This is a genomic window from Pseudomonas sp. WS 5503, assembly GCF_012985385.1.
Taxonomy (GTDB): domain Bacteria; phylum Pseudomonadota; class Gammaproteobacteria; order Pseudomonadales; family Pseudomonadaceae; genus Aquipseudomonas; species Aquipseudomonas paracarnis.
Genome location: NZ_JAAQWI010000005.1, coordinates 269,225 through 283,803, shown reverse-complemented (window position 1 = coordinate 283,803; position 14,579 = coordinate 269,225). Strand labels below are relative to the sequence as shown.

At 60.3% G+C, this 14,579-nt stretch carries 17 protein-coding genes; 11 read left to right on the top strand and 6 right to left on the bottom strand.

All coding sequences use genetic code 11. The features are described 5' to 3' along the window. Positions 1-51: 51 nt before the first annotated feature. Together HBO10_RS15510 and HBO10_RS15505 are read right to left on the bottom strand one after the other, a co-directional pair. Entirely contained in the window at positions 52-555 is a 504-nt protein-coding gene (locus HBO10_RS15510; RefSeq protein ID WP_014719790.1) for a L,D-transpeptidase family protein, read from the bottom strand. Positions 556-591: 36 nt separating this feature from the next. Then, entirely contained in the window at positions 592-1,140 is a 549-nt protein-coding gene (locus HBO10_RS15505; protein ID WP_034128643.1) for an NUDIX hydrolase, read from the bottom strand. Positions 1,141-1,287: 147 nt separating this feature from the next. On the opposite strand from HBO10_RS15505, the gene HBO10_RS15500 reads away from it, so the two are divergent. The 5 genes from HBO10_RS15500 (at position 1,288) to purT (ending at position 4,530) form a co-directional block, all read left to right on the top strand. Continuing rightward, on the top strand, positions 1,288-1,890 hold the full coding sequence (locus HBO10_RS15500) for a CoA pyrophosphatase (RefSeq protein WP_032895425.1): 603 nt from the start codon (positions 1,288-1,290) through the stop codon (positions 1,888-1,890). A gap of 35 nt (positions 1,891-1,925) precedes the next feature. Next, positions 1,926-2,450, top strand: a complete 525-nt coding sequence (locus HBO10_RS15495; RefSeq protein ID WP_034115859.1) for a gamma carbonic anhydrase family protein — start codon at positions 1,926-1,928, stop codon at positions 2,448-2,450. Next, positions 2,447-2,662 (top strand): DUF1289 domain-containing protein, encoded by a 216-nt coding sequence (locus tag HBO10_RS15490; RefSeq protein ID WP_034128642.1) that lies wholly within the window; start codon positions 2,447-2,449, stop codon positions 2,660-2,662. The genes HBO10_RS15495 and HBO10_RS15490 overlap by 4 nt, the downstream gene beginning before the upstream one ends. 148 nt (positions 2,663-2,810) lie before the next feature. Then, the gene (locus HBO10_RS15485; protein ID WP_003193971.1) at positions 2,811-3,278 is read left to right on the top strand and encodes a preQ0 transporter; all 468 of its coding nucleotides are present in this window, start codon (positions 2,811-2,813) and stop codon (positions 3,276-3,278) included. Between the two features lie 70 nt (positions 3,279-3,348). Beyond that, positions 3,349-4,530: a formate-dependent phosphoribosylglycinamide formyltransferase gene (gene purT / locus HBO10_RS15480; RefSeq protein WP_169922021.1), complete on the top strand. Its 1,182-nt coding sequence runs from the start codon at positions 3,349-3,351 to the stop codon at positions 4,528-4,530. 121 nt (positions 4,531-4,651) lie between these two features. Here the strand turns inward: purT and HBO10_RS15475 are convergent, their stop codons facing one another. The 3 genes from HBO10_RS15475 to ccsA all read right to left on the bottom strand — a co-directional run bounded on the left by HBO10_RS15475 (position 4,652) and on the right by ccsA (position 8,399). Beyond that, a complete protein-coding gene (locus HBO10_RS15475) occupies positions 4,652-5,962 on the bottom strand; it encodes an MFS transporter (protein WP_003193968.1) in 1,311 nt (436 codons plus the stop codon). Positions 5,963-6,344: 382 nt separating this feature from the next. Then, entirely contained in the window at positions 6,345-7,583 is a 1,239-nt protein-coding gene (locus tag HBO10_RS15470) for a transporter associated domain-containing protein (protein ID WP_034128641.1), read from the bottom strand. Positions 7,584-7,595: 12 nt separating this feature from the next. Beyond that, positions 7,596-8,399, bottom strand: a complete 804-nt coding sequence (ccsA, locus tag HBO10_RS15465) for a cytochrome c biogenesis protein CcsA (RefSeq protein WP_169918754.1) — start codon at positions 8,397-8,399, stop codon at positions 7,596-7,598. A gap of 241 nt (positions 8,400-8,640) precedes the next feature. On the opposite strand from ccsA, the gene ffh reads away from it, so the two are divergent. The 6 genes from ffh (at position 8,641) to HBO10_RS15435 (ending at position 12,709) form a co-directional block, all read left to right on the top strand. Continuing rightward, positions 8,641-10,017, top strand: coding sequence for a signal recognition particle protein (gene ffh / locus HBO10_RS15460; RefSeq protein ID WP_003193965.1), 1,377 nt, complete (start codon positions 8,641-8,643; stop codon positions 10,015-10,017). A 251-nt stretch (positions 10,018-10,268) separates the two neighbouring features. Further along, positions 10,269-10,520 carry a 30S ribosomal protein S16 gene (gene rpsP / locus HBO10_RS15455; protein WP_003175899.1) on the top strand — a complete coding sequence of 84 codons (252 nt, stop codon included), beginning with the start codon at positions 10,269-10,271 and terminating at the stop codon, positions 10,518-10,520. A 5-nt stretch (positions 10,521-10,525) separates the two neighbouring features. Next, positions 10,526-11,062, top strand: a complete 537-nt coding sequence (rimM, locus tag HBO10_RS15450) for a ribosome maturation factor RimM (RefSeq protein ID WP_034128640.1) — start codon at positions 10,526-10,528, stop codon at positions 11,060-11,062. Continuing rightward, positions 11,044-11,817 carry a tRNA (guanosine(37)-N1)-methyltransferase TrmD gene (gene trmD / locus HBO10_RS15445; RefSeq protein WP_169922020.1) on the top strand — a complete coding sequence of 258 codons (774 nt, stop codon included), beginning with the start codon at positions 11,044-11,046 and terminating at the stop codon, positions 11,815-11,817. Before rimM ends, trmD begins: the two co-directional genes overlap by 19 nt. Before the next feature lie 45 nt (positions 11,818-11,862). Next, positions 11,863-12,213 (top strand): 50S ribosomal protein L19, encoded by a 351-nt coding sequence (gene rplS / locus HBO10_RS15440; RefSeq protein WP_003175895.1) that lies wholly within the window; start codon positions 11,863-11,865, stop codon positions 12,211-12,213. A gap of 82 nt (positions 12,214-12,295) precedes the next feature. Continuing rightward, entirely contained in the window at positions 12,296-12,709 is a 414-nt protein-coding gene (locus HBO10_RS15435; RefSeq protein WP_003193963.1) for an acyl-CoA thioesterase, read from the top strand. Here HBO10_RS15435 and HBO10_RS15430 read toward each other — a convergent pair whose 3' ends face one another. Further along, positions 12,710-14,518, bottom strand: coding sequence for a sodium:proton antiporter (locus HBO10_RS15430; RefSeq protein ID WP_034128639.1), 1,809 nt, complete (start codon positions 14,516-14,518; stop codon positions 12,710-12,712). Positions 14,519-14,579: the final 61 nt, after the last annotated feature.

Genomic DNA, 14,579 nt, shown 5'->3' with positions numbered 1-14,579 from the left:
TGCTGCCTGGGACAGGAATTATTTTCGAATTATTTTACGAACGGCACGCGATTACGGCCGAATCTCGATGAGGGTGCCGTCTTTGACCAGGTTCCACACTTCGCGCATATCCACATTGCGCATGCCGATGCAGCCGTCGGTCCAGTCCAGGGTGTGGAACCACTGTTCCGGGTAGTCTTCGGTGTCGGGGGTGCCGTGGATCATGATCATGCTGCCCGGCTTTACGCCTTCGCGGCGGGCGCGGGCGGCGTCGCTGATGTTCGGGTAGGAAATGTGCATGGCCAGGTTGAAGCGGTCGCTGGTCTTGCGCCAGTCGATCCAGTAGAGGCCTTCGGGCGTGCGGCGGTCACCTTCGATCAGCTTGTGGCCCTTGGGGTTCTTGCCCAGGGAGATGCGATAGGTCTTGAACGGCTTGCCGTCGTTGATCAGCTGCAGCTGGTGGGCGGACTTGAGCACCAGGACTTTCTCGACCGTTTTACCGCCAAGGGTTTGCACCGTGGAGGCCGGGGACAGCGTGGCGAACGACAGGCAGATCAGAGCAAGCAACCAACGCATTGAAACGGTATCCCTTTGGCGACATTGGCCAGCTTGTTATTGGGCGGGCTTGGACAGCGGTGGCACAGATTCGCTACGTACCGGGTATGCCTGTTGGCGACGGTCAGCGAAGAAGCATTCTAAGGTACGCCCGACCGTGCGGAAAGCCAGCTCGGACCAAGGGATATCGGCTTCGTCGAACAACCTCACTTCCAGGCTTTCCTGGCCAGCGGCAAAGTCCAGGTCGATCAGTTCGGCGCGGTAGAAGATATGCACCTGGCTGATGTGCGGCACATTGATCAGGGTATAGAGGCTCAGGTTGCGCACCCGGGCGCAGGCTTCTTCCAGGGTTTCACGCATGGCCGCCTGCTCGACGGTTTCGCCGTTTTCCATAAAGCCTGCGGGCAGGGTCCAGTAACCCAGGCGTGGCTCGATGGCGCGGCGGCACAACAGCACTTGGTCGCCCCATACCGGCAGGGTACCGGCGACAATATTGGGGTTCTGGTAATGAATGGTCGAGCAGTGGTCGCATACATAGCGCAGGCGTGCGTCGCCTTCGGGAATGCGTTGGGTCACCGGTTTGCCGCACTGGCTGCAGAAATTCATGCTGGGGTTCCTGGACAATGGGCACATCTTGGCTCGGTGCCGGGCGTTCCTGCAAGTTGTCGTTTCGCGACAGCGCTGCGGTTTTGGGGTTGGGCGCTCGCAAGCTTTGGTGCATGATGCAAGGTAGCCAACAGACCGAGATGACTCATGCTGGACGAGCTACTTCGCCGGGTAAGCAACCACACCCCCCACACCCTGGAAACCGACGGGCGTTTCCCCGAGGCTGCGGTGCTGGTGCCGATTACCCGCAGTGACGAACCCGAGCTGATCCTGACCCTGCGCGCCAGCGGCCTGTCGACCCACGGTGGCGAAGTGGCCTTTCCCGGCGGGCGCCGCGACCCCGAAGACCCGGACCTGATCTTTACCGCCTTGCGCGAAGCCGAAGAAGAAATAGGCCTGCCGCCGGGGCTGGTTGAAGTCATCGGCCCGTTGAGCCCGCTGATTTCCCTGCACGGCATCCGCGTAACGCCCTATGTAGGTGTGATCCCCGATTACGTCGAATACCTGGCCAACGACGCCGAGATTGCCGCCGTTTTCAGCGTGCCTTTGGATTTTTTCCGACAGGACCCACGCGAACATACCCACCGCATTGATTACCAGGGCCGTAGTTGGTACGTGCCAAGCTACAGGTTCGGCGAATACAAAATCTGGGGGCTGACAGCGATCATGATCGTCGAGCTGATCAACCTGCTCTATGACGATGCCAAAATCAGCCTGCACCAGCCGCCCAAGAGCTTCATCAATCTATAAGCCATCGTTCAAATGGCATGCCGTGAGGAAAAACCATGAAATACCGCCTGGGCGACGCCCGCGTCGAGACCCATCCCGACAGTTGGGTTGCACCGAATGCCACGCTGGTGGGCAAGGTCAAACTGGAGGAGGGCGCCAACGTCTGGTTCAACGCGGTGTTGCGTGGCGATAACGAGCTGATCCTGATCGGCAAGAACAGCAACGTGCAGGACGGCAGCGTGATGCACACCGACATGGGTTACCCGCTGACCCTCGGCACCGGCGTGACCATTGGCCATAACGCGATGCTGCACGGCTGTACCGTTGACGACTACAGCCTGATCGGTATCAACGCAGTGATCCTCAATGGCGCCAAGATCGGCAAGCACTGCATCATCGGCGCCAACTCGCTGATCGGTGAGGGCAAGGAAATTCCTGACGGCTCGCTGGTCATGGGCTCGCCAGGCAAAGTGGTGCGTGAGCTGACCGAGGCGCAAAAGCGCATGCTCGAAGCCAGCGCTGCGCACTATGTGCATAACTCGCAGCGTTACGCGCGGGATCTGGTTGAGCAGGAAGAATGAGTACGGTTGAACGGCCTGTTGCCTCGCCGTGCGTGAGTATTTGCGCACTGGACGACGACGATATCTGCACCGGCTGTCAGCGCAATGTGGATGAGATTACGCGCTGGAGCCGCATGGACAACGCCGAGCGCCGGCTGGTGCTGGGGTTCTGCCATGAGCGGGCGGTGGCGAGTGGGATGGTGTGGATGACCCCTGGGAAATCTGGCGCCTGACAGGCCGCCATCGCAGGCAAGCCAGCTCCCACCCTTGATGTGTGAATACCCTCAAATGTGGGAGCTGGCTTGCCTGCGATGAGGCCCTGCCAGACGACCTCCTTGTAATTGTGTACCCTGTGCGGCATTGCCCACAGGTCCATCCTCCATGTTTTTCCTGATCGCCTATATCAGCAGCGTCGTACTGATCAACTTCGCCTTCTCCACCGCCCCACACCTGGACGTCATCTGGTCCGCCTGGGGTGGCCTGGTATTTATCCTGCGCGACATGGTGCAAACCCGCTTCGGCCATGGCGCAATCATCGCCATGCTCGCGGCGCTGGTGCTCTCCTATATCACCTCCGACCCGTCCATTGCCCTGGCCAGTGCCACGGCGTTTGCGGTGTCCGAGTGCATCGACTGGCTGGTTTTCAGCATCACCAAGCGCCCGCTGCATGACCGCCTGTGGATAAGTTCGGCGCTGAGCATTCCCCTCGATACCTTTATCTTTTTCGGCCTGATCGGCGCACTGACCCCAGCGGTGGCGGGCACGGCGTTGGTGTCCAAGTTCGCCGGTGTCACCGTGGTCTGGCTGATCATGGCCTGGCGCATCCGCCGGCGGGCAGTCGCCAACTGAGGCCAATTTTTACAGTTCATGTAAAATGCCCGCCTTTCTCCCCCATGATCCGCTCCCCTGAGGACCTGAGATGACCCGAATCGGAACTCCATTGTCGCCAACCGCGACCCGCGTTTTGCTGTGTGGCTGCGGTGAGCTGGGCAAGGAAGTGGTAATCGAACTGCAACGCCTGGGCGTTGAAGTGATTGCCGTGGATCGCTACGCCAACGCGCCGGCCATGCAGGTGGCGCACCGTAGCCATGTGATCAACATGCTCGACGGCGCCGCATTGCGTGCGGTGATCGAGGCGGAGAAGCCGCATTTCATCGTGCCGGAAATCGAAGCCATCGCCACCGCGACCCTGGTTGAGCTGGAGGCCGAAGGTTTCACCGTGATCCCCACCGCCCGCGCCACGTCGCTGACCATGAACCGTGAAGGCATCCGTCGCCTGGCCGCCGAAGAGCTGGACCTGCCGACCTCGCCGTACCACTTCGCCGATACCTTCGAAGATTACAGCAAGGCCGTCCAGGACCTGGGCTTTCCGTGCGTGGTCAAGCCGGTGATGAGTTCGTCGGGCAAGGGCCAGAGCCTGTTGCGCAGCACTGATGACGTGCAGAAAGCCTGGGACTACGCCCAAGAGGGCGGGCGTGCCGGCAAGGGTCGGGTGATCATCGAAGGCTTTATCGACTTCGACTACGAAATCACCCTGCTGACCGTGCGCCACATCGGCGGCACCACGTTCTGCGCGCCGGTGGGCCATCGCCAGGAGAAGGGCGACTATCAGGAATCCTGGCAGCCACAGGCCATGAGCCCGATTGCCTTGGCGGAATCCGAGCGTGTTGCAAAAGCGGTGACCGAAGCCTTGGGTGGCCGTGGCTTGTTTGGCGTGGAATTGTTCATCAAGGGCGATCAGGTGTGGTTCAGCGAAGTGTCGCCGCGCCCCCATGACACCGGCCTGGTGACCCTGATTTCCCAAGACCTGTCGCAGTTTGCCTTGCACGCACGCGCCATCCTCGGCCTGCCGATCCCGTTGATCCGTCAATTCGGGCCTTCGGCGTCGGCGGTGATCCTGGTGAAAGGGCAATCCACCCAGACTGCATTCGCCAACCTCGGCGCCGCGCTGAGCGAGCCGGATACAGCGTTGCGTCTGTTTGGCAAACCTGAAGTGAACGGCCAGCGCCGCATGGGCGTGGCACTGGCGCGGGATGAGTCGATTGAAGCGGCTCGGGCCAAGGCGACCCGTGCTTCCCAAGCAGTTGTTGTAGAGCTCTAAGCCGCGACGCTCGTTCCCACGCTTTGCGTGGGAATGCCTCTTGTGACGCTCTGCGTCGCGCTTGGGGACGCAGAGCGTCCCTAACTGCATTCCCACGCAGAGCGTGGGAACGAGCATGGGGTCAGGCGACCTTGTTCAAGTCGTTATCCCGCGTCTCTTTCAGGCACAGCACCGCAATCAAGCTCAGCAACGCTGCCGCCGATACATATCCCCCGACATAACTCAAACCACCCATCGCCACCAGCTTGGTCGCGAAGAACGGCGCCGCCGAGGCCCCCACGATCCCACCCAGGTTATACGCTGCCGATGCACCGGTATAACGCACGCGGGTCGGGAACAATTCCGGCAGCAGCGCGCCCATCGGTGCGAAGGTCACGCCCATCAAAAACAGCTCCAACGCCAGAAACAGCGCCACGGCCCAGGTCGAGCCATGGGTCAGCAGCGGTTCCATGGTAAAGCCCGACAGAATCGCCAGGACCGCGCCTACAATCAGCACCGGCTTGCGCCCGTAGCGATCACTGGCCAGGGCGGCCAGTGGTGTCGCCAGCCCCATGAACAGCACCGCGAAACACAGCAGGCCGAGGAAGGTTTCACGGCTGTAGCCCAAGGTGGAAACGCCGTAGCTCAACGAAAACGCCGTGGTGATATAGAACAGCGCGTAGCACACCACCATCGACGCGGCGCCCAGCAGTACCGGCAGCCAATGCTGGCTGAACAGTTCTACCAGCGGCACTTTAACTGGTTTTTCCTTGGCCACTGCATTGGCGAACACCGGCGTCTCATGCAACTTGAGGCGTGCATACAGGCCCACCATCACCAGTGCGGCGCTGAGGATGAACGGAATGCGCCAGCCCCAGCTACGAAATTGCTCGTCATTCAGGCTCATGGCCAAAATCAGGAACAAACCGTTGGCCGCCAGGAAGCCTATCGACGGGCCCAGTTGCGGGAACATGCCGAACCAGGCGCGCTTGCCCTTGGGGGCATTCTCGGTCGCCAGCAAGGCCGCGCCGCCCCATTCCCCACCCAGGCCGAGGCCTTGGCCGAAACGCAAGACACACAAGAGAATCGGCGCCCAGGCACCGATGCTGTCGTAGCCCGGCAGCAAGCCGATCAGGGTAGTACATACACCCATCAGTAGCAGTGAAGCCACGAGGGTTGATTTACGGCCGATACGGTCACCGAAGTGACCGAACAACGCCGACCCCAGAGGGCGGGCGATAAAAGCGATACCGAAGGTCAGGAACGATGCCAGCATCTGCGCGGTGCCGGAGGTCTGTGGGAAGAACACCGGGCCGATCACCAGGGCGGCAGCCGTGGCGTAGATGTAGAAATCGTAGAACTCAATGGCGGTGCCGACGATGCTCGCGGTGGCGACGCGGGCGGTCGAGTTGGCAGGTGCGGCGCTCGCAGCCTCTTGGTAGGTGGTGCTCATGACGTTATCCCTGACGGTTATTGCGCGTTTGGACGCGGATTATTATTGGTCGAACACCCATGGATCAGGGCTGTGCGCGGGGCGGCTCGGGATGGGAGCAAACACCGGTCGGACATGGTAAGGCGGTGCCAGGACACGCTGGGTGCGGATAGCACGCGGTCGGGCGGGGCTTGGGTAAGCCGCTGGGATTATAGGAAGGGGGCTAAGGATCCAACAAGGGGCTGGTGAGGATCTATGGCCTGGAACTGGATCAATGTGGGAGCTGGCTTGCCTGCGATAGCATCACTGCGGTGTGATTGACACCCCTAAGCGCCTGCATCGCTGGCAAGCCCGGCTCCCACACAAGTCAGCTCCCACATTGAGCGGGTTGAGCCTGTTGAGGTCAGGCGGCCACCGGCACACGGCTGGTATGCCAGATCAACACCTTGCTCACCCGGTTGTCCTCGGTCTCGAGGATTTCCAGGCGATAGCGGCCGACTTTCAGGCATACCGCACAATCGGGAATGGTTTCCAGCGCCTCGGTCACTAGGCCGTTGAGGGTCTTGGGGCCGTCGCTGGGCAGATGCCAGCCCAGGCTCTTGTTCAGTTCGCGGATCGAGGCTGCACCATCGATGATGTAGCGGCCATCGGGCTGGGCTTCGATGTGCGGGTTATCCACAGCCTGATCGCTTTCGAATTCGCCGACGATTTCTTCCAGGATATCTTCCAGGGTGACGATGCCCAGCACTTCACCGTACTCGTCCACCACCATGCCCAGGCGCCGCTGCTGTTTGTGGAAATTCAGCAGTTGCAGCTGCAACGGCGTGCTTTCCGGCACGAAGTAAGGCTCGTGGCAGGCGGCGAGCAGGGCCTCTTTGGTCAGGCTGGCGTCGGGCAGCAGGTGTTGGACCTGCCGGGTATTGAGCACGGCCTGCACCTGGTTGATGTCGCTGTGGAACACGGGCAGGCGGGTGCGCGGTGAGGTGCGCAACTGTTCGATGATGTCTTCTATCGACTCATCAAGATTGATGCCGTCCACTTCGCTGCGCGGCACCAGGATGTCGTTGACCGTGATGTTGTCCAGGGCATGGATACCTGGCAGGCCGGGAGTGCGGTCGGCGTCGGTGTCGGGCTCTGGGTCGTCATCATGGTCGGGCAGGGGCTCGTCGCTGTTTTTCACCACGCCGGATTTGCGTGCAAACGGGCGCAATAACAGCTGGCTGATGCCATTGAGCAGCCAGGCCAGCGGGTAAAGGATTTTCAGCGGCACGCCCAGCAATGTATTGCCAAAACCCAGCACTGCTTGGGGGTGACGGGTAGCCAGGGTGCGGGGCAGGTAGTCGGCCAGTACCAGCAGCCCTGCGCAGGAAATCAGCCAGCCTAGCCAGGGCCCGTTCTCTGCCCAGGCATAGATCGCCAACAGGGTGCAGAGAATCACCACGGCGGCGCGACACAGGCTGTTGCACAGGATCAGGCTATGGCGCGGGAAGCTCAGGCGTGCCGCTGCCTTGTCGCCCTGGCGTGTGCCAGGGCGTAGGGCCAGCAGGTGTTGTTGTGCGGCTTCAATGGCGGTAAACAGTGCTGCCCATAGAATCAGCAGGGCAATTACGGCGAGCATCGGCCCTAAGGGCAAGTTGTCCATGATCACTGCCCGTCAGATATGCAGGATGTATTCGCGAACCAGCTTGCTGCCGAAATAGGCCAGCATCAACAGGCAGAAACCGGCCAGGGTCCAGCGGATGGCCTTGTGCCCTCGCCAGCCGAGGCGGTTGCGCCCCCACAGCAGCACGCTGAACACGACCCAGGCCAGGCACGCCAGCAAGGTTTTATGGACCAGGTGTTGGGCAAACAGGTTTTCGACGAACAGCCAGCCTGAGATCAGCGACAGCGACAGCAGGGTCCAGCCGGCCCACAGGAACCCGAACAGCAGGCTTTCCATGGTTTGCAGCGGCGGGAAGTTCTTGATCAACCCGGACGGGTGCTTGTGCTTGAGCTGGTGATCCTGCAGCAGCAGGAGCAGGGCCTGGAACACCGCGATGGTGAACATGCCGTAGGCGAGGATCGACAACAGGATGTGGGCAAGGATGCCCGGCTCCTCGTCGATCACCTGTACGGTGCCAGTAGGGGTGAACTGCGCCAGCAGCACCGTGAGCATTCCCAGGGGGAATAGCAGCACCAGCAGGTTCTCCACCGGAATCCGGTAACAGGCCAGCAGCGTCAGCGCGATGACGGCCGCGGCGATCAGGCTGGCGGCGCTGAAAAAGTCCAGGCCCAGGCCGACCGGGGTCATCAGGTGGGTGAACAGGCTGGCGGCATGGGCCAGCAGGGCCAGCACGCCAAGGCCGACGAGCAGACGTTTGTCCGCTTTGGTGCCTTGGGCCAGACGAGTGCCCTGATAGAGAGTCGCAGCGGCATACAAAATGGCGGCGGCGAGGCTGGGTAGCAAACTGGGTGACAAGGGGAGCATAAATCCTGGTAGGCAAGCCCGAAAGGCGTTGAGTTTGGCACACACCTGCGTTGCACGAAAGACTCCCGGGCCAGACAGCGGGTGTGCATGGGCGCAGTCTTCGCTATAATCCGCGACCTGCCCACGCCGCAGGCTCGGCGAACGCTGTTTTTAATAGCGATTTCCCCCAGCCTGGGCCGCCATTACCTCGGTCTACCTGCATTTCGATGAATAGGGCCTGAAAGGATCGCGCATGTTTGAAAACTTGACTGACCGTCTCTCGCAGACGCTGCGCCACGTTACCGGCAAGGCCAAGCTGACCGAGGACAATATTAAAGACACCCTGCGTGAAGTGCGCATGGCGTTGCTGGAAGCCGACGTGGCTTTGCCGGTGGTGAAGGACTTCGTCAACTCGGTCAAGGAACGTGCGGTCGGCACCGAAGTGTCCCGCAGCCTGACGCCGGGCCAGGCCTTTGTGAAGATCGTCCAGGCCGAACTCGAAAGCCTGATGGGCGCGGCCAACGAAGACCTGAACCTCAGCGCCGTGCCGCCAGCCGTCGTGTTGATGGCCGGCCTGCAAGGTGCGGGTAAAACCACCACCGCCGGCAAACTGGCGCGCTTCCTCAAAGAGCGCAAGAAGAAATCCGTGATGGTGGTATCGGCCGACGTGTACCGTCCGGCGGCCATCAAGCAGTTGGAAATGCTCGCGGGCGAAGTGGGCGTGACCTTCTTCCCGTCCGACCTGAGCCAGAAGCCGGTCGACATCGCCAACGCGGCTATTAAAGAAGCCAAGCTCAAGTTCATCGACGTGGTCATCGTCGATACCGCCGGTCGCCTGCACATCGACGAAGAGATGATGGGCGAGATCAAGGCGCTGCATGCCGCGATCAACCCGGTCGAGACCCTGTTCGTGGTCGACGCCATGACTGGCCAGGATGCGGCCAACACCGCCAAGGCTTTTGGTGACGCACTGCCGCTGACCGGCGTGATCCTCACCAAGGTCGACGGCGACGCCCGTGGCGGTGCCGCGCTGTCGGTACGTGCCATTACTGGCAAGCCGATCAAGTTCATCGGTATGGGCGAGAAGAGCGAAGCGCTCGAACCGTTCCACCCTGAGCGTATCGCCTCGCGCATCCTTGGCATGGGTGACGTGCTCAGCCTGATCGAGCAGGCCGAAGCCACGCTCGACAAGGACAAGGCCGACAAACTGGCCAAGAAGCTGAAGAAGGGTAAGGGCTTCGATCTCGAAGACTTCCGCGACCAGCTGCAACAGATGAAGAACATGGGCGGCCTCGGCGGCCTGATGGACAAGCTGCCCAACATCGGCGGTGTGAACTTGGCGCAAATGGGCAACGCCCAGGGCGCGGCAGAGAAACAGTTCAAGCAGATGGAAGCCATCATCAACTCCATGACCCCGGCCGAGCGCCGCGACCCTGAGCTGATCAGCGGTTCGCGCAAGCGCCGGATCGCCATGGGTTCCGGCACGCAGGTGCAGGACATCGGTCGCTTGATCAAGCAGCACAAGCAGATGCAGAAGATGATGAAGAAATTCTCCGCCAAGGGCGGTATGGCCAAGATGATGCGCGGCATGGGCGGTATGTTGCCCGGCGGCGGCATGCCTAAAATGTAAAGTATTCGAGCGCAAGCCTTGCTTGCGCTCCGCCCCACAAGGATGTGGGATCTCCAGCAAACCCGCCGTTGGCGGGCGCTGACTCGCCGTTTTAACCGACGGCTCTATAGCAGATCTGAATGGCACGCTGATAGGCGCCAGAAAAAGACATTTGCAAAAGTCCGGATATTCCTTAGAATATGCGGCCTTTCGGGCACCTATGCCCGCTGTGCATTTAGATTTGCAGCACCGACTACAGGAACGATGTTCACATGCTAACAATCCGTCTTGCCCTTGGCGGCTCCAAAAAGCGCCCGTTTTACCACTTGACCGTAACCGACAGCCGCAACCCGCGTGACGGTTCGCACAAGGAACAGGTTGGTTTCTTCAACCCTGTTGCTCGTGGTCAAGAAGTTCGTCTGTCCGTGAACCAAGAGCGCGTAGCCTACTGGCTGAGCGTTGGCGCACAGCCATCCGAGCGCGTTGCAAAACTGTTGAAGGACTCGGCTAAGGCCGCAGCCTGAGCAATATGAACGCGACGCCAGCTGTTGCTGATGATTTGATCGTTATCGGCAAGATTTACTCTGTTCATGGCGTTCGCGGCGAAGTGAAGGTGTATTCCTTTACTGATCCGACTGAAAACCTGTTGCAGTACAAAACCTGGACGCTCAAGCGCGAAGGGAGTGTGAAACAGGTCGAGCTGGTCAGTGGACGCGGGAGCGACAAGTTCCTGGTCGCAAAGCTCAAGGGTCTTGATGATCGTGAAGAAGCTCGTCTTCTGGCCGGTTATGAGATCTGCGTGCCGCGCAACCTGTTCCCTGAATTGACCGACGGCGAGTACTACTGGTACCAGCTGGAAGGTCTGAAGGTTATTGATCAACTCGGGCAATTGCTGGGGAAAATCGATCATCTTCTGGAAACCGGCGCCAATGATGTAATGGTGGTCAAGCCTTGCGCTGGCAGCCTGGATGACCGTGAACGCCTGTTGCCCTATACCGAGCAATGCGTGTTGACCGTCGACCTGGCCGCGGGCGAGATGAAGGTGGAATGGGACGCGGACTTCTAAGCGTGGCTAATTTGCGCATTGAAGTGATCAGTTTGTTTCCCGAGATGTTTTCCGCCATCAGCGAGTACGGCATCACCAGTCGGGCGGTGAAACAGGGGCTGTTGCAGCTCACCTGTTGGAACCCGCGAGACTACGCGACGGATCGACATCACACTGTGGACGATCGCCCATTTGGCGGTGGCCCGGGCATGGTGATGAAGATCAAGCCCCTGGAAGACGCGTTGGTTCAGGCCAAGGCAGCTGCCGGGGAGAAGGCGAAGGTAATTTACCTGTCCCCTCAAGGCCGTCAGCTGAAACAGGCGGCGGTACGCGAACTGGCGAATGAGGAAAGTTTGATCCTGATTGCCGGTCGCTATGAAGGCATTGACGAGCGTTTTATTGAAGCTCATGTCGATGAAGAGTGGTCGATTGGGGACTATGTCCTGTCTGGCGGCGAGCTGCCGGCGATGGTCCTGATAGATGCGGTTACACGACTGCTGCCCGGAGCTTTAGGGCATGCGGACTCCGCGGAGGAAGATTCCTTCACGGATGGTTTGCTGGATTGCCCGCACTACACCCGTCCGGAGGTGTATGCGGATCAGCGTGTTCCCGACGTATTGCTAAGTGGCAATCACGCACACATCCGGCGTTGGCGTTTACAGCAGTCCCTTGGTCGGACCTATGAACGACGCGCCGATCTTCTGGAAAGCCGCTCGCTTTCTGGAGAAGAGAAGAAGCTGCTCGAGGAATACATCCTCGCGCGGGACGATAGTTAACAACGTATCGATGGTAGGTCCATTGACTTACCTTAGGAGCACAGCATGACTAACAAAATCATCCTTGCACTCGAAGCAGAGCAGATGACCAAAGAGATCCCTACCTTTGCCCCGGGCGACACCATTGTCGTTCAGGTGAAAGTGAAGGAAGGCGACCGTTCGCGTCTGCAAGCGTTCGAAGGCGTGGTAATCGCCAAGCGTAACCGTGGTGTGAACAGTGCTTTCACTGTTCGTAAAATCTCCAACGGTGTTGGCGTAGAGCGTACTTTCCAGACCTACAGCCCGCAAATCGACAGCATGGCCGTCAAGCGTCGCGGTGACGTACGTAAAGCCAAGCTGTACTACCTGCGTGACCTGTCCGGTAAAGCAGCTCGCATCAAGGAAAAACTGGCTTAAGTCCAGCTTCCCGATGCAGAAAAAAGCAGCCTACGGGCTGCTTTTTTGTGCCTGAAATTTGCCTATCTGCCGGTATTGACCCATGACCACCCGCCTCGAAGAAATCCAACGCCGTACCGACCTGTCCGTCACCCACGTGACCAAGGCCGTGTTCCCGCCCACCACCAACCACCACAACACCCTGTTCGGCGGCACCGCCCTGGCATGGATGGACGAAGTGTCGTTCATCACCGCCACGCGTTTCTGTCGCTTGCCTTTGGTGACGGTCTCCACCGACCGTATCGACTTCAACCACGCGATCCCGGCCGGCTCTATCGTTGAGCTGATCGGTCGGGTGATCAAGGTCGGCAACACCAGCCTCAAGGTCGAGGTTGAAGTGTTCGTCGAGAGCATGAGCGCTGATGGCCGTGAAAAGGCGATCCAGGGCGTGTTCAGCTTCGTCGCGATTGACGCAGATAAACGCCCTGTCCCGGTACTGCCTGGCTTTGTTGACTGATTACTCGGTGGTGCTGGCCTGCGGTTGAATGACCGCCAGCAAGGTCCAGCCCGCTACAGGCTTCAAATTGCTCTCGGGCGAGACCACATGCACCCAGCCGCTGGTGTCCCGGGCAAACAGCAAGGTAGCCCGCTCGCCGTGCAACGCCTGGTACTGCTCCCAGCCAAAGCCGTCGGTGAGGTTGGTGCTATACAGTTCGGCGCCCTGGCCCAACAGGCTGGCCAGTTTGGTGTAGCTCAAAGGTTGGCTGCCCAGCAAATGGCCACGGTGTTCATGGCTGGCCTTGTGCTTGTCGGTGCGACGGTTTTCCTGGCTGCTGGCCAGGGCGAACAGGCGATGGCCGAAGTCATGGCGAAAACGCATGGTGGCCAAGGCATTCAGTTCGCCAGAAGGCGAGAGCGCGAGCAGATGTCCCAGGCCGACCAGGTCCAGATGGGACTCGGCATGCTGGGAAGCCGGGTTGCCGAAGTACGTAGGCAAGCCTTCCATACGACTGGCGCGGATGTTTTCCCAGCTGGAATCCGTCAGTAACACGCGGCTGCCCAATTGTTGCAACGCTTTACCGAGTGCCCGCGCCGGGCCGTTCGCACCTACGATCAGGAAGCCGCTGGGCGCCGGCTCGGCGACTTTCAGCAGGCGGGCCAAGGGGCGTGCCGTGGCGCTTTGCAGCACCACGGTGCCGATGATCACCGCGAAGGTTAGCGGAACGAGCAACAACGCGCCTTCGTGGCCAGCCTCATCCAGACGGATCGCAAAGATCGCTGACACCGCCGCCGCCACAATGCCCCGTGGGGCGATCCAGGCCAGCAGTGCGCGCTCGCGCCAGTTCAGCCCCGAGCCAAAGGTCGAAAGCGCCACGTTCAACGGGCGTGCAATGAATTGGATGATCAACAGCAGGATCAACACGAACGGGCCCAGGGCGATCATGGCGTTCAGGTCCAGGCGTGCCGCCAGCAGGATAAACAGCCCGGAAATCAGCAACACACTGAGGTTTTCCTTGAAGTGCAGGATGTGCCGTACATCCACGCCCTTCATATTCGCCATCCACATGCCCATCAGCGTGACCGCCAGCAGGCCGGACTCATGCATCACTTGGTTGGAGGCAATGAAGATACCCAGCACGCCCGCCAGTGTCGCCAGGTTGTGCAGGTATTCCGGCAACCACTGGCGGCGCATGATCTGCCCCAGTACCCAGCCACCGGCGATGCCGAACAGGCTGCCGCAGAGGATGACGCCGCCGAAGGTCAGCAGGCTGTGGCTCAAACCATCGCCCGACGCACTGGCGATGATGAAGCTATACACCACTACCGCCAGCAGTGCGCCAATCGGGTCGATGACGATGCCTTCCCAGCGCAGGATATTGGCGATGGAGGCTTTGGGGCGCACCACACGCAACATGGGCACGATCACCGTCGGGCCGGTGACCAGTGTCAGGGTGCCGAACAGCAGCGCCAGCATCCAGTCGAAGCCCAGCAGCCAGTGGGTGGCCAGGGTGATCACCGCCCAGGTCGAGAGGGCGCCGACGGTGACCAGCCGGTGGACGACGCTGCCGATTTCCTTCCATTCCGACAGGTGCAGGGTCAGGCTGCCCTCAAACAGGATCAGCGCCACTGCCAGCGACACCAATGGCATCAACAGAGGGCCGAACATTTCCTGCGGGTCGAGCCATCCGAGTATCGGCCCTGCCAGAATCCCGCTCAGCAGAAGAAACAGAATCGCTGGCAGTTTCAGGCGCCAGGCCAGCCACTGGCAGCCGAGTGCGGCCACGCCAATGCCGCCAAAAGCCAACAAAATCTGTTGTTCGTTCATTAAAGCTTCCTGTTCCTTGAAATAGCGGGCTATGAAAGACTAATGGCTCTTGTCACAGTTC